We start from the raw sequence: 19,855 nt of genomic DNA on the forward strand, positions 1-19,855 counted from the left end.
TTTATGTTTTGCTAGTTTTAATATTGTGTTTGTTGTTGCTTATTAACTTACTTGTTGTGTTTTATTGTTCACACCGTCGCTGTTTACCGTTGGCAACGGCGTTTCAATTCTGATTAGTAAATCGATGAGATAAATTGTTGTAAACGTTCAGATTCAGGTTCCGTAAACAGTTTAGCTGGATCGCCCTGTTCTTCCACTAGACCTTGGTGCAGGAACATCACATGGTTTGATACGTCGCGTGCGAAAGCCATTTCGTGCGTTACCACAAGCATGGTTCTGCCCTCTTCTGCTAGATCGCGCATTACACCAAGCACTTCGCCTACTAACTCAGGGTCTAATGCCGATGTTGGTTCATCAAACAGCATAACTTCAGGATCAACCGCTAGCGCTCGCGCAATAGCAGCACGTTGTTGTTGTCCGCCAGACAAATGACCTGGGTAGTAATCTTTACGCTCATACAGACCGACTTTCTTCAGTAGTAACTCTGCATTTTCAATCGCTTGTGCTTTAGGTACACCTAGGACGTGAACAGGCGCTTCGATAACATTTTCGAGAACGGTCAGGTGAGACCACAGATTGAAACCCTGAAAAACCATCGCTAGGCGAGAACGGATTCGCTGTACTTGTTTTTCATTGGCAGGAACTGAAACACCTTGGCGGTTGTTTTTCATTTGAATTAATTCGCCATTAACCCAAATCTCGCCGGCGGTAGGTGTCTCTAAAAGGTTGATACATCTAAGGAAAGTACTTTTACCAGACCCAGAAGATCCAATAATCGAGACTACATCGCCTTTATGCGCAGAAAGTGAAATTCCCTTTAAAACTTCATTTTGACCAAACGTTTTGTGTAGATCCTTTATGTCCAGCGCTGGTACATCTTTCATGCGCTTTCTCTCCCAAGTTTGTGAAAATGCAAGGTACTCCGACCTTTTCATGCGATACAAACTAGCACCACACGGAATAACATGCAACAAATTATTAACCTAATAATTTGGAATAAATAGCGATTCACTCTGACTTATTATGCAAAAGGTAGCGTTTTCACCTCAATTACATGAATAGCAGTTATAAACAAGCCCCGATTAACGGGGCTTATTTGTTTTATTTTTGTTAAGCAGGCGCTATTTTGTAAGCATCAAATAGTCTTGGTTCTGAACCTTTACACCCGTTTTGTTTAGTGTAACTTCATTAACAACAAGCCCATCTAAATCTTCATCTAAGTCCGTTACATTACCGTGCGCAAACGCAGTCATGAAATCATAACCTGTAATCTCCGACTCTGCTGTCTCAACAAGAACAGTCTGATGAATGGGATCTGAGGTAGGATCTAACTTCAATTCAGCCTTAACAGTATCTGAGTAGTCGTAGTAGTGAAGCTCTGGTAAAACAATTGTATCTTCCAAATGAGTAAATACTTTATGTGTCAATTTATGAAGGCCGCCACTTAGGCTTTCTGTTGTGTAGGCAACTCTCATTTTTCCGACTTCATCTGTAAAACTAAAATCAAGGTCTAAGTTATTACCAGCAAGATTTGGTGAGTCAGTCGGCAACGAACTTAAGTCATAAAATGAGTCTGGAGCGATATCTACGTCCCAAGAACCTTCAACATATAACTTCTTGTTGAGATCAATATTCCAGCCATTAAGCGGAGTGTCTGATTCAACATTTAAGCTCCAGTGTTCAGTATTTGGCTCATCCGGACTTGTAAAGTCACCTTGCGTGCTTGGAATTGTTGCTATGCCATAACTAAAATCACCCTGACTAACCTTAATCTCAACATTCGAGTAATCAAAGTCATTTGTGTGCGTCAGTTGAGCTTTGTTTCCTGCCATATCAACCAGTAACAATGGATCGGCGTTACTCCAAGCTCTTACACCATATTGATGCAAATACCCATCTTTAAATTGCGTAACAATGGTTGATTCAGGTGTCCCATTAGGCAGAGCCCGTACATCTAACTTATCAATCGAATACGTCGGCACAGACTCTTCTTTTAGCTGGGATTGAAAGTTATAATCTCCACCACCAGAAGCTACGGCAAGGTAAGACAAGTCATTTCGTGTTGTCTTACCAAAGTTATCACCTTTGTCGCAACTACTAACAGCTTCACGGTTCATACCAAACGTAGTTGTTCTCAGAGTAAGATCTTCCAAATATTCTTTAGAAAATGTATTAGCTGTGAAGTGTGTGTTGTTCGCTTCGCGAATTTGGAACGTAACAAAGCCACCATCAGGTATACCTTCCAAGGTAAACGAGAGCTTCAAATTACTTGGGACAATTAAATCACCAACCATTGAACCAGCCGCATCCGAATAGTATGCAACCACATTTTCATTGTTGAGCTGTGACTCAATTGCTGGTTGGTAAGTCAACACCGTCGCTTGCTGACTACTATTATCTCTTCGCTCGTATACGGTACAGTTCGAAGTGTTGCTACTTTCAAGGATTGTATTCGGGGCAGAGAACGAAAATTCAAACTTTGTTGATGGTGTACCACCACCACCGCCACCGCCGCTTCCGCCGCCACAACCAACCAGTAGTCCTGAGATCATTGCCGCTAGTGGCAACATTTGTGTCTTTTTCATCGATTTTCGTCCTGTTTGTGGCAACAGCTCGCCAAAATTAAATATCTATCAGCGATTAAGCAAAAAGTAAGCCAATCACTAAAAATGGAATTTACAAAGGATAAGAACTGTGACGAGACGATGAAAACGTCAGTTTGTGAAAACAAATTACACTTTTTATCAACGGTACGTTAATGAATCGCTGCGTTTTGTAGCTTTCTTTCACATATACTCATAAAGTGATCAAGATCAATCACCCTAAAGGGTAAGCTTGTTAGACTCCTCAGCAAAGAATAAGGCATTAAAAATGCCAAACATTTCTTTTAACTTAGCTGCATAAAGCACAGCAAAACCGTGCAACATAATGTTAATGAGTTATAACTAAGAAATAACGCAATTACGCAATTACGCGAACTTATAGAATTCAATTTTAGAATTACTAACAAAAAATATGAGGAATCTATGTCAGACGTTGTCAATAATGCGAACTCTGAAGTAGAAGAGAAAAGCTATAAAGAGCTACACCGTCCTGCTTCTGAATTTGAGAGCCGCTCAGATTATCTAGATCACGAACTTCAAATCATGAAGCCTCGCCGCTTCGGTTTAAACCTTCCAGGTCGTGACTTCCGCTTTGAACTTGAAGATCTTGTTCCTGCACTTGCTGGTACTATTGGTATCATTGCGATGTACTCTGCAGTAATGATGTCGTGGGCTGATGGCCTAACTCAAGCTTGGGATCACGTAAACCTAGGTAAAGACTTCGCAATTGAAGTCGCTCGTGTAGAAATGCTTATTCCTGCACTACTGTTTTGTATCCTTGCTTCTGGTTTCTTTAACCCTAAAGCAAACCTTGCCGGCAACCACGGCCCAATGATCCCTCTTATCGGTACCATCGCTCTCGCTGGTGCTCACCCTCTTGCATTGGCCATCCTGATCGGTGTGTTCGGTCTCATCCTAAGTTTCCTAAAAGGCGGATCTAAACTTGTTAACCTAACTTCTGAAGGTACAGCAGGTGGCTTGCTCATATTCTTAGGCTTAACCGGTACCATGAGCCAAATCAACTCAATTCAAGCATGGGCGGTTGGTCTTCAATCTTCTACTGTTGAAGCGGGTAGCATGGGTTACGTGGGTCTTATCGTTCTTGCTATTACTATTGCTATCTACGCTTTCTTAGCAAAAGTGAACAAGCGTTGGTTAGCTATTCCAGTTTGTGCGTTTACAGGCCTTGCTATTGCATTAGCATTAGGCGCTGGTTTCGATATCGTGTTCGAAACTGAAATGGGCATTCCAAACCTAAACCCAGTTTACTGGTGGGGTTCGACTTCTGAAGGTTGGATGCTTGGCTTGCCAAATGTTGAGCACTTCATCGCTTCGCTACCGTTCGCTATTCTTGCAGTAGCAATGTGGTCACCAGACTTCCTAGGTCACCGTATCTTCCAAGAGCTGAACTACCCTAAACGTTCTGAAAAAGTTCTGATGGACGTAGATGACACAATGACGATGTGTTCTGTTCGTCAAATGGTCGGTACTGCAGTAGGTGGTGGTAACATCACATCTTCTTGGGGTACTTACATGATCCCAGCAGCAATCGCGAAACGTCCAATCCCTGGCGGCGCTATCTTGCTTGGTTCTCTGTGTATTATTGTTGCGATTCTTGGCTTCCCAATGGACGTTGCAGTATGGCCACCAGTAATGCGTGTAGCACTACTTGTAGGTGTATCACTACCTCTACTTGAAGCGGGTATGCAAATGGTCAAGGATTCAAAAGATTCTCAAGCAGCGGGTATCTGTATCTTCGGTTCAGCGGTTGTTAACCCAGTATTAGCATGGGCATTAACGATGCTTCTTGATAACAACGGTCTAATTGGTGATAAAGAACGTGCGAAGCGTCTATCATTTGTAGACAAGATTGTTATCCCTGTCGGCGTTTTGGTTATCTGTCTGGTAGCAATGCTTGCGGTTGGTATGCTAGAAAGTCAATATGGCCTGAAAGCTTGGCTATAATAGTCCTTACTACACATAAGTAGTATTCGGATTAAAAAAAAGTTTGGGTGGCAACCCTTGTCACTCAAATTTTTTCAACTTTTTTTGGCATTTATTGATTTAGTTTAAGGTTTACAGAAATTTTTTAGCGTAGTCTTGAATTCATAGAGTAAAGACAACATATAAAAGGTAGTGACAATATATATAACCATATGACGCTTATATGCTCATATATATTGTTATTAATAAGAGTGTACTACCCTTACGAGGGGCGCTGGCTCAACAGTGTTAATGTACGTATTTTTTCTACTAAAAAGGTAGGTATGTCATGGCAGAGCAATTTGCTAAAGCTTGGGAAGATTTTGCTGCAGGTGAGTGGCAAAGCGAAGTAAACGTTCGTGATTTCATTCAAAAGAACTACACGCCGTATGAAGGCGACGAGTCTTTCCTAGTTTCTGAGGGTACTGAAGCAACTAACAAGCTTTGGTCTTCGGTAATGGAAGGTATCAAACAGGAAAACGCAACTAAAGCACCTGTAGATTTCGATACTTCTGTTATCTCTACCATTACTGCTCACGATGCAGGTTACATTGAGAAAGATCTTGAGACTATCGTTGGTCTACAAACTGAGAAGCCACTAAAACGTGCAATCATCCCTAACGGTGGTGTACGTATGGTTGAAGGTTCTTGTAAAGCATACGGTGAAACTCTTGACCCAATGGTTTCAAAAATCTACTCAGAATACCGCAAAACACACAATGCTGGCGTTTTCGATATCTACACTCCTGATATCCTAAAATGTCGTAAGTCTGGTGTTCTGACTGGTCTTCCTGATGCTTACGGCCGTGGTCGTATCATTGGTGACTACCGTCGTGTTGCACTTTACGGTATTGATTTCCTAATGAAAGACAAAGCTGCTCAATTCGCTTCTCTACAAGAGCGTTTCGAGAACGGCGAAGATCTTTCTGCAACAATGCAATTGCGTGAAGAGATCTCTGAGCAACATCGTGCTCTAGGTCAAATCAAGCAAATGGCTGAGAAATACGGTTTCGATATCTCTGAGCCAGCTCAAACAGCTCAAGAAGCTATCCAGTGGACTTACTTCGGCTACCTAGCTGCTGTTAAATCTCAAAACGGTGCTGCAATGTCTCTAGGTCGTACTTCGACTTTCCTAGACATCTACATCGAGCGTGATATCGCTGCTGGCAAGATCACTGAAGAACAAGCACAAGAAATGATCGACCACTTCGTAATGAAACTGCGTATGGTTCGTTTCCTACGTACTCCTGAGTACGATGAGCTGTTCTCTGGCGACCCAATCTGGGCAACAGAGTCTATGGGTGGTATGGGTATCGACGGTCGTACGCTAGTAACGCGTTCGAACTTCCGTTTCCTAAACTCTCTATACACTATGGGTCCTTCTCCAGAGCCAAACATCACTGTTCTTTGGTCTGAGCAACTACCTGACGGCTTCAAGCGTTTCTGTGCGAAGGTATCTATCGATACTTCTTCTATCCAGTACGAAAATGATGACCTAATGCGTCCTGACCTAGAGTCTGATGATTACGCTATCGCTTGTTGTGTATCTCCAATGATCGTTGGTAAGCAAATGCAGTTCTTCGGTGCTCGTGCTAACCTTGCGAAAACAATGCTTTACGCAATCAACGGCGGTGTGGACGAGAAACTTAAGATGCAAGTTGGTCCTGTTTCAGACAAGATCACTGACGAAGTTCTTAACTACGATGACGTAATGGGTCGCCTAGACACATTCATGGACTGGTTAGCTAAGCAATACGTGACTGCACTAAACAGCATTCACTACATGCACGACAAGTACAGCTACGAAGCGTCTCTAATGGCTCTTCATGACCGTGACGTTCGTCGTACTATGGCTTGTGGTATCGCTGGTCTATCTGTTGCAGCTGACTCACTATCTGCAATCAAGTTCGCGACTGTTAAACCAATCCGTGACGAAGATGGCATCGCAACTGACTTCGAAATCGAAGGCGATTACCCTAAATACGGTAACAACGACTCTCGTGTAGATGATATTGCTTGTGAACTAGTTTCTACGTTCATGAACAAGATCCGTAAGCTTAAGACTTACCGTAACTCTATCCCTACACAGTCAGTTCTTACTATCACGTCTAACGTTGTATACGGTAAGAAAACTGGTAACACTCCAGACGGTCGTCGTGCTGGCGCTCCTTTCGCTCCTGGTGCAAACCCAATGCACGGTCGTGATGAGAAAGGTGCTGTAGCATCACTAACGTCTGTAGGTAAACTACCATTTGCTGACGCACAAGATGGTATCTCTTACACGTTCTCTATCGTGCCAAACGCACTAGGTAAAGAACAAGACAGCCAACGTGCTAACCTTGCAGGCCTAATGGATGGTTACTTCCACCACGAAGCTGGCATTGAAGGTGGTCAACACCTTAACGTTAACGTTCTTAACCGCGAAACTCTTGAAGACGCAGTTAAGCACCCTGAGAAATACCCTCAGCTAACAATCCGTGTATCTGGTTACGCTGTTCGCTTTAACTCTCTAACTGCAGAGCAACAAGCTGACGTAATCGCACGTACATTTACTGAGTCTCTATAAGCTCACGCTCAATAGACAGTAAATAATATTAGCCTCGCCAATGTGCGGGGCTTTTTTATATCTGAAATAAATCGCACTACACTCACCTATCCCGCGAAATGTTAGGTTGAGCAAAAAAGCACCCTGCCATTCACTTTTTTTCCACAAATTCTGTCAAATTACGGTAATATCGCGGTTCATAATTTAAGAGTAACTGCTCCATGAAATACCTGCGTTGTTTACCCCTGATTCTTCTCTCTTTCTCATCTTTAGCCTCTGAGCGTTCTACGTTAACTTTTGCTTTAGATAATGATGGTATTTTTGGTGTCGACCAAGACTATACCAACGGCTTATTTCTGGGTTACACATCATCAAGTATTACGCCATATAACTGGGTAAAACCATTGAGTCTTTCCTACTGGGGCGCAAGCTCTCTAGACAAGTGGGAAATCACCATTGGCCACAAGATGTATACGCCTTCTGACATTGAGTTAGAAACGCCATCGCCTAATGATCGCCCATACGCAGGTTACCTTCACACTGAATTCAATTACATCAGCTTAAACCCACAGCAAGCCCAGCGTTTTAATATCACGTTTGGTACTACGGGCGAACGTGCACTGTCTGAAGATGCTCAAAAGCTGGTTCACTCGATCACAAAATCAGATGAGCCGATGGGTTGGGAATACCAAGTTGATGATGAGTGGGCGGGAAGCGTTGGTTACCTAAGCCATTTCAACCTAATGCGTAATCAAGCTCTTGCGAATACTGACTACGAAATCTCTAACGTTTCTGAAATCAACGTCGGTAACTTTAGAAGTGATATCTCGACTGGTTTTATGTTCCGTTGGGGTACGGACTTAGGCGGTAACTTTGGTGCTGCTAACATCACCACAGAAAACCCATTCAAACCTGGCATGATCGGCGCATCAAACGCTGGTTGGTTTACCTATGCAGGCCTTGAAGGTCGTTACCGATTCAACGACCTAACTATCGAAGGCGATCGTTCTGAAATCGAAGATAATTGGCCGAACCCAGAACAATACGATGTCACTTTAGAGAATATTCAAGCAACAGCTGTATTGGGTGTCGCTTGGTATAACCAATACGTTGGTGCCTCTTTCGCACTAACAGCAAAAACACCGGATTACGAAGAAGCAAAAGAGTCTGTTTATACCACTGGCGGTATCACAATGTTTGCTTTCTTCTAGCCACCAGTAAGGGCTTTCGTCCTTTACTTTTCCAGTTTAATAAAGGCAATCATCTTCACAGGTGGTTGCCTTTATTTTTAAAGGTCTCGTTACCATTTGACCCTATTTTATGTACCGTTTTTGTAATAAAATAAACGGTATAAATTCCTCTACGAGAATAGCTCATGTCTACAACTGGTCGCATTCACTCATTCGAATCTTGTGGTACTGTCGATGGCCCTGGTATCCGCTTTATTGTGTTTCTTCAAGGCTGCTTAATGCGCTGTATGTACTGCCACAATCGCGATACATGGGATCTTCATGACGGAAAGGAAGTAACGGTCGAAGAGATCATTAACGAAGCAAAATCATACCGTCATTTCATGAAAGCTTCTGGCGGTGGTATCACTTGTTCAGGTGGCGAAGCGATGCTACAGCCTGAGTTTGTTCGTGACTTTTTCCGTGCAGCTCAAGCCGAAGGCATTCACACTTGTCTTGATACTAATGGCTACATTCGTAAGCACACAGAAGTGGTTGATGAAGTACTTGAAGCCTCTGATTTAGTAATGCTTGATCTTAAGCACATGCGAGACGAGATCCACCACGATTTCATTGGTGTATCAAACCGACGTACTCTGGATTTTGCACGCTACCTGCACAAAATTGGCAAGAAAACTTGGATTCGCTATGTGATTGTTCCTGGCTACACGGACACGCCTGAAGATGCTCATCTGCTAGGTGAATTCATCAAAGACATGGATAACATCGAGAAAGTAGAGCTGCTTCCATACCATAAGCTGGGTGCACATAAGTGGGAAGCACTTGGTTTTGACTACCCTCTTGAAGGTACAAATCCGCCAAGCAAAGAGAAAATGGACGAGATTGTTGCTGTTCTTAGCCAGTACCATTCAAACGTAAAATACTAATCTAGACTGACGTTCATAGTGATTTCAAGCGCCTCAATTTCGATTGGGGCGTTTTCTTTTCGAGCCAAACAATCCTTTCACTTTTCTTTACAACTTTTGTTTATCAATTCAAAAAATCATATTAAATCCGTGTTGAGATCATGTTTCCACTCGTAGGAATGCTGTTACTCTTACTACAACAAAAGAATACAACATTTAGTTTTTTAGTGAGGCTCCTCCCATGGAAATGACCAATGCTCAGCGTCTGATTCTATCAAATCAATACTACCTAATGTCTCAAATGGATCCTGAGAACTCCGCTAAATACCAACGTCTACAAACGATTGTAGAACGTGGTTACGAACTCCAAATGCGTGAACTTAACAAAGAGTTTGGTTGTTTGACTGAAGCAGAATGTCGCGAAATTATCGACATCATGGAGATGTACCATGCAATGCAAGAGTCGAACAAAATGCTTGCAGAACAAGAGCGTGCTGAAGTAGACCAACGTCGCCTGCAGTTCTTAGGTTTTGATATCGCTTCTGAAGCGCAGATCGTACACTACGTGCGTTTCCTTGTTGATTCTGAAGGTCTTTACCCTCAATTCGACAAAGCCGATCACCACTTCAATAGCCAGATGCCAATGCTAGAGAAGTACCGTCGCATGCTAACAACATGGCGCAACTGCCCTCGTCAGTACCACCTATGTGCGACAGAGCTATCTCAAATCTTTAGCGCTTAATTCGTTAATAGATCAGCGATAACTTTTAAAAAGTTTCAAGAAAAAGGGTTACTCATCATGAGTAACCCTTTTTTTATTCGAATCACTTGAACTAGAAAACGCAAGCAGCGTCAAATAACGCAGTAACCTTCTAGAGTATCAATTTACCATTTCAAACATAATGAGAATCAATAACGACTTTTTTGATAAACCATTCTCACATTCTCTTGTTATTTTCTGATAGCCAAGCGCATTAGACCGTTCATCATGCAAGATTATTAATAAGGCTCGACTATGTATTTAACATACATAAATCCAGCACGGGTATTATTAAGCGACCTAAAATCTCAAAACAAACGACCAGATCCCCTCGAATGTAAAATAATTGGATTCTACGCGCCTCAAGTTGCCTATTGCGCTCGCCACGTTTTTCACACGCAAAATTGTAAATAAATACATAATTGTTAAGCAAAATTGTGGAAGCGGGTCTAACCTTAAAATGTAGGGAGAGCCTATTTTTCAATCGCTCGTCAGTTTTGACTGGTTAACAAGGGGAATGTGACTATGAGTATCTTTGACCACTATCAATCACGTTATGAAGCAGCCAAGGAAGAAGAGCTGACATTGCAGGAGTTCTTAGGGCTGTGTAAAGACGATAAAAGTGCTTACGCTAATGCTGCCGAGCGCTTATTACTAGCCATTGGCGAACCGGAGGTTATTGACACTGCTCAAGACCCTCAACTGAGTCGTATTTTCTCGAACCGTGTCATCTCACGCTACAGCGAATTTAAAGATTTCTACGGTATGGAAGATGCGATTGAACAGATTGTTTCTTACTTAAAACATGCTGCGCAAGGTTTAGAAGAACGTAAACAAATCCTTTACCTACTTGGCCCTGTGGGCGGTGGTAAATCTTCTCTCGCTGAAAAACTCAAAGCCCTGATGCAGAAACTACCAATCTATGTATTGTCTGCTGACGGTGAACGAAGCCCAGTAAACGATCACCCATTCTGTCTATTCGACGTTAACGAAGACGGCGACTTATTGAAGAATGAATATGGCATTGAGAAACGCTATCTTCGCTCAATTATGTCTCCGTGGGCAGCGAAACGTCTGCACGATTTTGGCGGTGATATTTCCAAATTCAAAGTCATCAAACTGCGCCCTTCTATTCTCGATCAAGTTGCGATCGCGAAAACGGAGCCAGGTGATGAAAACAACCAAGATATCTCGTCTCTGGTTGGTAAAGTTGATATTCGTAAACTTGAACACTTCTCTCAAGATGATCCTGATGCCTACAGCTACTCTGGTGCGCTTTGTAAAGCCAACCAAGGTGTGATGGAATTCGTGGAGATGTTCAAAGCGCCAATCAAAGTATTACACCCTCTACTTACGGCAACACAAGAAGGTAACTTCAACGGTACCGAAGGGCTTTCTGCACTGCCATTTGACGGTATGATTCTCGCTCACTCGAACGAATCTGAGTGGCAGACCTTCCGTAACAACAAAAACAACGAAGCATTCCTCGACCGTGTGTACATTGTAAAAGTCCCTTACTGTCTGCGTGTGTCTGAAGAAGTTAAGATCTACAAGAAACTGCTTGAGCACAGTGAGCTATCCCAAGCGCCTTGCTCACCAAGCACACTCGATCTGCTATCGCAATTCAGCATTCTTTCGAGACTAAAAGAGCCTGAAAACTCATCTCTATTCTCTAAGATGCGTGTTTACGATGGTGAGACTCTAAAAGACACCGATCCAAAAGCGAAGAGCTACCAAGAGTACCGAGATTATGCTGGCGTTGACGAAGGCATGTCTGGGCTATCAACGCGTTTCGCCTTTAAGATCCTGTCTCGTGTGTTTAACTTCGACCAAGCCGAAGTGGCCGCGAACCCAGTGCACCTGTTCTACGTTATTGAGCAGCAAATCGAACGGGAGCAGTTCCCTCAAGAGACCGCCGAGAAGTACCTAGAGTTCTTGAAAGGATACCTAGTGCCACGCTACGTAGAGTTCATCGGTAAAGAAATTCAAACCGCTTATCTAGAGTCTTACTCTGAGTACGGTCAGAATATCTTCGACCGCTATGTCACCTACGCAGATTTCTGGATTCAAGACCAAGAGTACCGCGACCCAGAAACAGGCCAACTATTTGACCGTGCTTCTCTGAATGGTGAACTAGAGAAAATCGAGAAGACAGCCGGTATCAGTAACCCTAAAGACTTCCGAAATGAGATTGTGAACTTTGTGCTTCGTGCCAAAGCCAACAATAACGGTCAAAACCCAGTGTGGACGAGCTACGAGAAACTGCGCACTGTGATTGAGAAGAAAATGTTCTCTAACACAGAAGAGCTACTTCCTGTTATTTCGTTCAATGCTAAGACCTCAACGGATGATCAGAAAAAACATGACGACTTCGTTGCTCGTATGATGGAAAAAGGCTACACCGAGAAGCAAGTGAGACTGCTATCTGAGTGGTACCTAAGAGTTCGTAAATCCTCATAACTAAACGGTATTGAGCTGCTCAACTGAGCAGCTCGTATAAACCAATAACTTTTATACCTTAGTAAATCAATAACTCTTATACCCGAATAAAAAGTAGGATCGCGACATCAGCTGAGAGGGAGTTCTTATGGCACAATTTATCGATCGGAGGCTCAATGGCAAAAATAAGAGTGCTGTGAATAGACAGCGTTTCTTACGACGCCATAAAGAGCAAATCAAAGAATCTGTGGCCGATGCAGTTAACCGACGCTCAATCACCAATACAGAAACAGGTGAAGACGTCACTATTCCCCATAAAGACATCAAAGAGCCGAACTTTCACCAAGGTCAAGGCGGCGTAAGAGAGCGCGTTCACCCAGGTAATGATCAGTTCATCACTGGCGATAAAATCGAACGCCCTAAAGGTGGTGGTCAAGGTGGTGGCTCAGGCCAAGGCGACGCAAGCCCTGATGGCGAAGGCCAAGATGAATTTACCTTCCAAATTTCAAAAGATGAGTATCTTGATATTCTCTTTGAAGATTTAGCTCTACCTAATCTAGAGAAAAATCAGGTCAACAAAATCACCGAATGGAAAACTCACCGCTCTGGTTACCAAAGCGCGGGGATTCCATCCAACATCGCTATCGTTCGTTCACTACAGCAATCTCTGGCTCGTAGAACCGCGATGACAGCAGGTAAAAAGCGCGAGCTTAACCTACTGATGGAACAGCTTGACCAAGTTAAAATGACGGAGCCGGCACAACCTTTTGAGGAAGGTCGCCTCAAAGAAGAGATTGCCGAGTTACGTAAAAAGATTGAAAGCGTGCCGTTCATTGACACCTTCGACTTACGTTTTAAAAACTACGAGAAGCGCCCTATTCCATCTAGCCAAGCCGTGATGTTCTGTCTAATGGATGTATCGGGCTCTATGGATCAGGCCACAAAAGATATTGCGAAGCGCTTTTATGTTCTTCTGTATCTGTTCTTAAATCGCACCTACGAAAACGTCGATGTTGTGTTTATTCGTCACCATACTCAGGCTAAAGAGGTCGACGAACATGAGTTTTTCTACTCACAAGAAACGGGTGGCACCATTGTTTCAAGCGCACTGAAACTGATGAAGGAAATTGTCGCAGACCGCTACCCTGCTAATGAGTGGAACATCTATGCAGCACAAGCCTCTGATGGCGATAACTGGGCTGATGACTCTCCTCGCTGTAAAGAGTTACTGGTCAATACGCTTCTGCCAACTTGCCAATATTACTCTTACATCGAAATAACACGCCGCTCTCATCAAACACTTTGGCACGAATACGAAAAACTCGAGAGTAGCTTTGACAACTTCGCCATGAAAAACATTAAAACGGTGGATGATATTTTTCCTGTGTTTAGAGAACTGTTCCAGAAAGAGACAGCGTAAGGGAGTTTGCCATGACAGCGAAATCAAACGTTGCAGAGAAAAACAAAGCTGCAAAAAAGAAAAACGACAAGATGCTGCCTGATGGTCCAGATTGGACGTTCAACCTCTTGGAGAAATACCACGTAGAAATCAAACGTGTTGCGCAGCATTACCGTTTAGATACTTACCCAAACCAGATTGAAGTGATTACTTCAGAACAGATGATGGATGCCTACTCGAGCATTGGTATGCCTATCAATTACAACCACTGGTCTTTTGGTAAGAAATTCATTCAAACCGAGCAAAACTACAAGCATGGCCAAATGGGCTTGGCATACGAAATCGTAATCAACTCCGATCCGTGTATCGCTTACCTGATGGAAGAGAACACGGTCACAATGCAGGCGCTGGTAATGGCTCACGCTTGTTATGGCCACAACTCTTTCTTTAAAGGCAACTACCTGTTCCAAACATGGACCGATGCCAGTTCCATCATCGATTACTTGTTGTTTGCTAAGAAGTACATCAGTGGTTGTGAAGAGAAATATGGTGTTGCTGAAGTCGAGCAGCTCCTTGATTCTTGTCACGCACTGATGAATTACGGCGTAGACCGATACAAACGCCCTGAGAAGATTTCCATTGCAGAAGAGACAGCAAGACAAGAAGAACGCGAAGCTTATCTGCAATCTCAAGTGAATGAGCTATGGCGAACCGTTCCTCAAAATAAAAGTAAGGAAGAAGAGACCAAGATCCGCTTTCCTAGCGAGCCTCAAGAAAACATTCTCTACTTTATCGAGAAGAACGCACCACTGCTTGAACCTTGGCAACGAGAGTGTGTTCGCATCGTTCGCAAAGTGAGCCAATACTTCTACCCTCAAAAACAAACTCAAGTGATGAACGAAGGCTGGGCAACCTTCTGGCATTACACCATTCTTAACCACCTTTACGACGAAGGCTTGGTGAGTGATAAGTTCATCTTAGAATTCCTACACAGCCATACCAGTGTCGTCGCACAACCTGCCTACAACAGTCCTTATTTCAGCGGGATAAACCCTTATGCGCTTGGCTTTGCGATGTTTAGAGACATCCGACGCATCTGTGAAGAGCCAACCGATGAAGATAGAGAGTGGTTCCCTGAGTTAGCCGGAAGTGATTGGTTAGAAGCGGTGCACTTTGCGATGCACAACTTCAAAGATGAAAGTTTCATCAGCCAATACCTTTCTCCAAAAATCATTCGAGACTTTAAGCTGTTCTCTGTACTCGACGACGACCGTAAAAATACCATTGAGGTGAGTGCTATTCATGATGATCCGGGCTATCGCCTGATTCGTGAGAAGCTTGCGGCGCAATACAACCTAAGTAACCTTGAACCAAACATTCAGGTGTTTAATGTCGATGTTCGTGGTGACCGCTCAATGACACTGCAATATGTGCCTCACGACCGCATCCCGCTTGATAAAGGCTACGACGAAGTGATGAAGCATCTCTATCGCTTGTGGGGCTTTGATGTGATTTTGGAAGAGCTCAAAGACACGGGTCATCGAGAAATCCTGACGACTTGTCCGAAACGCAATGACTATGGAGCCAAGATTTAATACCCATCATAGTAAGTAGATTATGGGTATAAAACTCCGCTCCCCCTACAACATAGTGGTCACCCGCTCGGAAGTGGAGCAATAAAAAAGCGCATAAGTCTGATGACTTATGCGCTTTCTTTTTAAGGCTCGAACTAAATAAGCTTAAACAATCGGCTTTTGACCGCGTTCAATCAGCTTCATCAGCACGCTGTCTGCAGATTTACCTGCCACGCCAGCTAGCTTGTCTGACAGCTTTTTCTTCTGTACATAGTGAATCGCTAGAACCGTCTTGTCTTTGCATGCTTCAACAACTAAGTCATCAGAAGTACGGATCTCATCCACCAGCCCAAGTTCATGTGCTTGTGTACCAAACCAGTGCTCACCCGTTGCAACCTTATCAAGGTCTAGCGCTGGACGATGGTCACGAATGAAGTCTTTGAATAAGCCGTGTGTCTCTTCTAGCTCTTCTTTGAACTTCTCACGTGCTTTATCGCTGTTCTCACCAAACATAGTCAGTGTGCGCTTGTACTCACCCGCAGTTAGCTGTTCAAACTCAATGTCGTGCTTTTTAAGCAGTTTATTGAAGTTTGGTAGTTGAGCAATCACGCCAATAGAACCAACGATAGCAAAAGGTGCTGATACGATTTTGTCTGCGATACATGCCATCATGTAACCACCGCTTGCTGCTACTTTGTCTACCGAGATAATCAAAGGCAGGCCAGCCGCTTTGATACGATCAAGTTGAGAAGACGCCAGACCATAGCCATGAACCATGCCACCGCCAGATTCAAGTTTCAGCAATACTTCATCACCTTCACGAGCCACAGCCAGAACCGCCGTTACCTCTTCACGTAATGAAGCCACTTCTTTCGCATCAATGCTGCCGTTAAAATCAAGAACGAATAGATGTGGTTCACGCTTACAATCAAGCTCACCCTCTTTCGCTGCTTTCTTCACTTCTTTACCGCGTGATTTTACTTTCTCTTTTTCCGCTTTCTTTTCTGCTTTATCACGGGCTTTGATGAAAGCATCATCGTGTAGATGGTGCTCTAATTGTTCAATCGTCTGTTTATGGTGTTCAGATAGGTTCGTGATTTCCAGCTCACCTTTAATCGCGCTTGATTTTCCACCCACAGATTTAGCAATGACTAAAATTGCAATGATGGCGATTACAACGGTCGCAATCTTGGCTAAAAACAAGCCGTAGTCCAACAAAAATTCCAATGTCATATCCCCTATTGTATGAATTAGTGTATTGTAACCATCTTGTCACGATTACCAAGAATTTCTCATCATTCCTGCGGTTATCTGTGTGATTAAACATCAATGGAATGACGAACATAATAAAAGAAAGAAGGATAAGCACAGTGGATTACCCAATCTCTACAGATGCCCTCAAAGATAAAGTAATTTTGGTTACAGGTGCCGGTGCTGGCATTGGTCGCCAAGCTGCACTAAGCTTCGCTCAACATGGTGCAACTGTCATTCTGTTAGGCCGCAATGTTAAAAACCTAGAATTCATTTACGATGAAATCGAAAGCGCTGGTTACCCGCAGCCTGCAATTATCCCATTGGATTTAAAAGGTGCGACAAAGCAGAACTACGTTGATATGGCTGAAACCATTCAATCACAGTTCGGTCGTTTAGACGGCCTACTTCATAATGCTGGCGTTCTTGGCACTCTGAGCCCGTTTGAGCAGATTGATGAAGAAACCTTTGATGATGTTATGCAGATCAATGTGAAGTCTGAGTTCTTGATGACTCAAGCTCTGCTACCTGCACTTAAAAAAGCAGAAGCAGGTCGTATCGTATTCACCTCTTCTACCGTTGGTCACTCTGGCCGTGCATTCTGGGGCACTTACGCGATTTCTAAGTTTGCTACCGAAGGTATGATGCAAATCTTAGCGGACGAGCTTGAAGACACGAACATCCGTGTTAACGCAATCAACCCGGGCGGCACTCAAACACGCATGCGTGCAAAAGCGTACCCAGGAGAAGATGCGAATAAGCTAAAAACGCCACTCGACATCATCCCACTGTACCTACATTTAATGAACCCAAGCGTGACAGATATTAATGGCCAATGTATCGATGCTCAACCTAAGTAACTGATATCATTAACCAACAGTAAAAAGTCGCTTCCATAGCGACTTTTTTTGTATCTAAATCAACCATCTAATACTTACTGCCGCTAATTTTCATCATTTCTCTTTGCATCTTTTTCATTGTTAAATATACTGTATAGATATACAGGTATTTAATTATGCATGAACTAATAAAAAACTTACAAGACCGCCAGCTAATCTGGAAAGGGTTACAATCAACAACGCAAGGAAGTACCACTTCAACAGGCTATCCTCAACTGGATAAACAGCTTGATGGCGGCTTCCCGACGCACGGCGTTATTGAAGTTGAATCACAACAAGGGATCGGCGAGCTTCGCCTCCTTACGCCCTATTTATCTCAACAAAACTCGCAAAAACTGGCCATATTCATTAATCCGCCAGGGAAGATCTGTGCCGAGTTTTTTAGCGGCCAAGGCATTGAATTAGAGAATATTCTTGTTATCCAGCCTCAACGCGATCTCGATGCGTTGTGGGCGGCTGAGCAGTGCCTCAAAAGCGGTGCTTGTCACTCTGTATTGCTATGGGGAGCCGATCTAGAAATACACCAAACCAAGCGCTTACAAGCAGCAAGCGAAACCGGTAAGTGCCTGCAGTTTCACTTTAAAGCCACCAGCCATAATCAACTATCCCTACCCGTTTCTTTAAGCATGAAGCTGTCTTCTCACGCCCAAGGATTGAAGGTAGAGGTAACAAAAAGAAAAGGCAGTTGGTCGTATGGCGGCTTTATTCTAGACATGACACACAACTGGCCGTTACTCACAGAGAACGTCATTCATGAAGACAATTTAGATCGTGCTTTGTCAGGTAACACTGTGCTGGCTTTTCCTATTGCGAAGCAAGGCTAGCGTATGTTGTGGCTTTATCTGCACTTTCCGTCCCTGCAGTTGGATACCTTGTTTAACTCTAATGAATTGGGTTCGAGCGAAGACTCACGCGAACAACCCATTATCATCGTGGATGAAAAAGATCACCGAGTACTGCAAGCAAACCCAGTTGCGTTGCAATCGGGAATTTCACTTGGTACGGGCTTAGGATCTGCGGCGGCGCTGTGTCACAACTTACACGTCCACCCTTACAGTATTGAACTGGAGAAAAGTAAGCTCAAAGAGATCGCTCAATGGGCGTATTTGGTCACTTCCGACATGGCGTTATTGCCACCTAATGGTTTGTTGATTAAAGCCTCTAACATGCTGTCACTTTACGACGGGCTAGATAACTACTGGCATGAGCTCAAAAGCCACTTAGAAACGCTCAATATCCAGTTCAGCTTCGCTACGGGTTATTCGCCGCTTTCTGCGATCCTTTTGGGTAAGCAAGCGATCAACCAAGCAACAAACAATATTGAGCAGATGAAAACTTGGGTCAATCAACAAGCATTGAATTCCAGTGAGCTACCGACCAAGCAAGTTGAACGCCTGAACCGTGTCGGTATCAACATCGTTGAAGATCTATTAAAGCTGCCTTTGCAAGAGGTCGCACGCCGCTTTGATATCGACTTGGTCAATTATGTCGGTCGCCTAAACAGCCAGTTCAAGCACCCAATTGATTTCTATCACCCACCAGAGAATTTCCAGCAATATTTGGAGCTGTTGTTTGATATTGAAAACATCCTATTTATCGAAAAGCCGTTGCTGAAATTACTGAATCAACTCGAGTGTTTTTTGAAGCTACGTGACAGAGTCGCGTTTGAGCTAACACTGACTCTGCACCTTAGAGATAAAGACGATCACCCGGTCTCTTTTTATTCGGCACAAGGTGATTACCTTGCAGAAAAATGGGCGAACCTTACTCATCTCACCTTAGAGTCACTCAAGCTCACAGCACCGGTTCAAGGGCTGACCCTCAGCTTGGTTCGTCATGGAGAACCCCAAATGGCCTACCATGATCTTTTTGATGGTAATACCGGAACACTTGCCGCGTTAGATTTGCTCTCATTACTGCAAGCAAAGCTTGGGCAGGCCTGTATTAAAACACCGAAAATACAGCACGACCCAAGGCCAGAAAAGGCCAATCAGTATTCGCTCCCAACACTGAGTAAATCTGTGGCAAAAAGGCAAACGCCCCCAGAGAGCGAGCAACAAACCATAGCTCTTAGCGTCGATCAACAACGACTCCGGCCCAGTATTTTACTGCCAGAGCCCGAAGCCTTAACCGAAAGCGTCACCTTGTCTCAAGGCCCTGAACGTATTGTGTCTGGCTGGTGGGACGGAGAGAAGATCATTCGTGACTACTTTATTGCTCACAGTGAAAACGGTCGGTGGTTATGGGTCTTTAGAACGCCAGATAAGCAGTGGTTTTTGCACGGCTTATTTAGCTAGTCTGTTCTAC

Annotated in this window: 14 protein-coding genes; 11 read left to right on the forward strand and 3 right to left on the reverse strand. The window is 43.6% G+C overall.

Annotation, left to right across the window (positions count from 1 at the left end):
• Positions 1-113 precede the first annotated feature (113 nt).
• Together AB4209_RS01855 and AB4209_RS01860 are read right to left on the reverse strand one after the other, a co-directional pair.
• The gene (locus tag AB4209_RS01855; RefSeq protein WP_004736532.1) at positions 114-884 is read right to left on the reverse strand and encodes an ABC transporter ATP-binding protein; all 771 of its coding nucleotides are present in this window, start codon (positions 882-884) and stop codon (positions 114-116) included.
• Positions 885-1,121: 237 nt separating this feature from the next.
• Positions 1,122-2,585, reverse strand: a complete 1,464-nt coding sequence (locus AB4209_RS01860; RefSeq protein ID WP_102567177.1) for a hypothetical protein — start codon at positions 2,583-2,585, stop codon at positions 1,122-1,124.
• A 441-nt stretch (positions 2,586-3,026) separates the two neighbouring features.
• On the opposite strand from AB4209_RS01860, the gene AB4209_RS01865 reads away from it, so the two are divergent.
• The 8 genes from AB4209_RS01865 to AB4209_RS01900 all read left to right on the forward strand — a co-directional run bounded on the left by AB4209_RS01865 (position 3,027) and on the right by AB4209_RS01900 (position 15,419).
• Positions 3,027-4,568 (forward strand): DUF3360 family protein, encoded by a 1,542-nt coding sequence (locus AB4209_RS01865; RefSeq protein ID WP_016767646.1) that lies wholly within the window; start codon positions 3,027-3,029, stop codon positions 4,566-4,568.
• A gap of 307 nt (positions 4,569-4,875) precedes the next feature.
• Positions 4,876-7,152 (forward strand): formate C-acetyltransferase, encoded by a 2,277-nt coding sequence (pflB, locus tag AB4209_RS01870; RefSeq protein ID WP_102427865.1) that lies wholly within the window; start codon positions 4,876-4,878, stop codon positions 7,150-7,152.
• A 200-nt stretch (positions 7,153-7,352) separates the two neighbouring features.
• A complete protein-coding gene (locus AB4209_RS01875) occupies positions 7,353-8,342 on the forward strand; it encodes a lipid A deacylase LpxR family protein (RefSeq protein ID WP_102332498.1) in 990 nt (329 codons plus the stop codon).
• 164 nt (positions 8,343-8,506) lie between these two features.
• Positions 8,507-9,247 carry a pyruvate formate lyase 1-activating protein gene (gene pflA / locus AB4209_RS01880; RefSeq protein ID WP_010437353.1) on the forward strand — a complete coding sequence of 247 codons (741 nt, stop codon included), beginning with the start codon at positions 8,507-8,509 and terminating at the stop codon, positions 9,245-9,247.
• Positions 9,248-9,467: 220 nt separating this feature from the next.
• Complete coding sequence (locus tag AB4209_RS01885; RefSeq protein ID WP_017066932.1) at positions 9,468-9,968, forward strand: YfbU family protein; 501 nt, start codon at positions 9,468-9,470, stop codon at positions 9,966-9,968.
• A 543-nt stretch (positions 9,969-10,511) separates the two neighbouring features.
• The gene (locus AB4209_RS01890; RefSeq protein ID WP_017062132.1) at positions 10,512-12,446 is read left to right on the forward strand and encodes a PrkA family serine protein kinase; all 1,935 of its coding nucleotides are present in this window, start codon (positions 10,512-10,514) and stop codon (positions 12,444-12,446) included.
• A 127-nt stretch (positions 12,447-12,573) separates the two neighbouring features.
• Positions 12,574-13,845: a YeaH/YhbH family protein gene (locus AB4209_RS01895; RefSeq protein WP_017062133.1), complete on the forward strand. Its 1,272-nt coding sequence runs from the start codon at positions 12,574-12,576 to the stop codon at positions 13,843-13,845.
• Between the two features lie 11 nt (positions 13,846-13,856).
• Positions 13,857-15,419 (forward strand): SpoVR family protein, encoded by a 1,563-nt coding sequence (locus AB4209_RS01900; RefSeq protein ID WP_017062134.1) that lies wholly within the window; start codon positions 13,857-13,859, stop codon positions 15,417-15,419.
• Between the two features lie 144 nt (positions 15,420-15,563).
• On the opposite strand, the gene sohB is transcribed toward AB4209_RS01900, so the two are convergent.
• On the reverse strand, positions 15,564-16,631 hold the full coding sequence (gene sohB, locus AB4209_RS01905; RefSeq protein ID WP_372054640.1) for a protease SohB: 1,068 nt from the start codon (positions 16,629-16,631) through the stop codon (positions 15,564-15,566).
• A gap of 137 nt (positions 16,632-16,768) precedes the next feature.
• On the opposite strand from sohB, the gene AB4209_RS01910 reads away from it, so the two are divergent.
• The 3 genes from AB4209_RS01910 to AB4209_RS01920 all read left to right on the forward strand — a co-directional run bounded on the left by AB4209_RS01910 (position 16,769) and on the right by AB4209_RS01920 (position 19,845).
• Positions 16,769-17,509 (forward strand): YciK family oxidoreductase, encoded by a 741-nt coding sequence (locus AB4209_RS01910; RefSeq protein ID WP_017062135.1) that lies wholly within the window; start codon positions 16,769-16,771, stop codon positions 17,507-17,509.
• Positions 17,510-17,664: 155 nt separating this feature from the next.
• Entirely contained in the window at positions 17,665-18,372 is a 708-nt protein-coding gene (imuA, locus tag AB4209_RS01915; RefSeq protein WP_371724741.1) for a translesion DNA synthesis-associated protein ImuA, read from the forward strand.
• Between the two features lie 3 nt (positions 18,373-18,375).
• Complete coding sequence (locus AB4209_RS01920) at positions 18,376-19,845, forward strand: DNA polymerase Y family protein (RefSeq protein ID WP_372054642.1); 1,470 nt, start codon at positions 18,376-18,378, stop codon at positions 19,843-19,845.
• The last annotated feature ends 10 nt before the right edge of the window (positions 19,846-19,855 follow it).

The organism is Vibrio sp. 10N.286.48.C11, from assembly GCF_041469805.1.
GTDB classification, from domain to species: Bacteria; Pseudomonadota; Gammaproteobacteria; order Enterobacterales; family Vibrionaceae; genus Vibrio; species Vibrio crassostreae_C.

What these genes read in the sequence shown, in the direction of transcription:
- AB4209_RS01875 (WP_102332498.1), top strand. Translation starts at nt 7,353, where the DNA reads ATGAAATACCTGCGTTGTTTACCCCTGATTCTTCTCTCTTTCTCATCT.
- AB4209_RS01860 (WP_102567177.1), bottom strand. Translation starts at nt 2,585, where the DNA reads ATGAAAAAGACACAAATGTTGCCACTAGCGGCAATGATCTCAGGACTA.
- AB4209_RS01865 (WP_016767646.1), top strand. Translation starts at nt 3,027, where the DNA reads ATGTCAGACGTTGTCAATAATGCGAACTCTGAAGTAGAAGAGAAAAGC.
- AB4209_RS01890 (WP_017062132.1), top strand. Translation starts at nt 10,512, where the DNA reads ATGAGTATCTTTGACCACTATCAATCACGTTATGAAGCAGCCAAGGAA.
- AB4209_RS01920 (WP_372054642.1), top strand. Translation starts at nt 18,376, where the DNA reads ATGTTGTGGCTTTATCTGCACTTTCCGTCCCTGCAGTTGGATACCTTG.
- imuA (WP_371724741.1), top strand. Translation starts at nt 17,665, where the DNA reads ATGCATGAACTAATAAAAAACTTACAAGACCGCCAGCTAATCTGGAAA.
- pflA (WP_010437353.1), top strand. Translation starts at nt 8,507, where the DNA reads ATGTCTACAACTGGTCGCATTCACTCATTCGAATCTTGTGGTACTGTC.
- AB4209_RS01855 (WP_004736532.1), bottom strand. Translation starts at nt 884, where the DNA reads ATGAAAGATGTACCAGCGCTGGACATAAAGGATCTACACAAAACGTTT.
- AB4209_RS01885 (WP_017066932.1), top strand. Translation starts at nt 9,468, where the DNA reads ATGGAAATGACCAATGCTCAGCGTCTGATTCTATCAAATCAATACTAC.
- AB4209_RS01895 (WP_017062133.1), top strand. Translation starts at nt 12,574, where the DNA reads ATGGCACAATTTATCGATCGGAGGCTCAATGGCAAAAATAAGAGTGCT.
- AB4209_RS01900 (WP_017062134.1), top strand. Translation starts at nt 13,857, where the DNA reads ATGACAGCGAAATCAAACGTTGCAGAGAAAAACAAAGCTGCAAAAAAG.
- pflB (WP_102427865.1), top strand. Translation starts at nt 4,876, where the DNA reads ATGGCAGAGCAATTTGCTAAAGCTTGGGAAGATTTTGCTGCAGGTGAG.
- sohB (WP_372054640.1), bottom strand. Translation starts at nt 16,631, where the DNA reads ATGACATTGGAATTTTTGTTGGACTACGGCTTGTTTTTAGCCAAGATT.